Origin of the sequence: Helicobacter muridarum (assembly GCF_000765805.2) — a bacterium.
Lineage (GTDB): Bacteria > Campylobacterota > Campylobacteria > Campylobacterales > Helicobacteraceae > Helicobacter_A > Helicobacter_A muridarum.
Window position 1 is genome coordinate 1 of sequence record NZ_JRPD02000067.1, and the last position, 650, is coordinate 650.

The 650-nt window shown below is 36.3% G+C and carries 1 protein-coding gene; it reads right to left on the bottom strand.

Annotation, left to right across the window (positions count from 1 at the left end):
• Nucleotides 1-650: flagellin N-terminal helical domain-containing protein (locus LS73_RS09755; RefSeq protein WP_328590926.1), on the bottom strand; the 650-nt coding region annotated here is incomplete at both ends.

Genomic DNA, 650 nt, shown 5'->3' on the forward strand with positions numbered 1-650 from the left:
TCATCAGATGTTGAGATAACATTGGCTACCGCACGAATCCCTGTTTTGTCAGAGCTTTTATTAATAACTTCAGCTAAAACACCAATACCTGTTCCAACGCTTGTGGAAATTTTTACAGACTGTAATTTTACATCATTTACGCCATCAACATTTTTAAATGTAATCGCAACAGTATTTGAAGCTGTGATTAATCCGCCTGTAGCAATCCTTACTTGACCAATCTTATCGCTTGTAGTCGCACCAATTGAAGCTTTAATAGATTCATTAGAGTAAGCACCAACTTGAAATTCTTTATTTGTGAAAGCACCAGATAGCAACTTCTGTCCATTGAATGAAGTGGTATTACCAATCATATCAAGACCTTGAATAAGTCTTGTAATATCTGATTGGATAGCCCTTCTTGATTCTGTTGTTTGTCCATCTTGAGCTGCTTGTGTAGCCTTAATTTTCACTGTATCAAGAATTTTAAGCTGCTCATCCATCGCTTTATCAGCAATTTGAATAATGCCCATAGCATCATTTGTGTTTGATATTGCTTGACCTAATGCGCTAGCTTGACTTCTCAAACTATCTGCAATAGTCATACCTGAAGCATCATCTGCTGCTTTGTTGATTCTCAAACCTGAACTTAACTTTTCCAAAGAATCTTT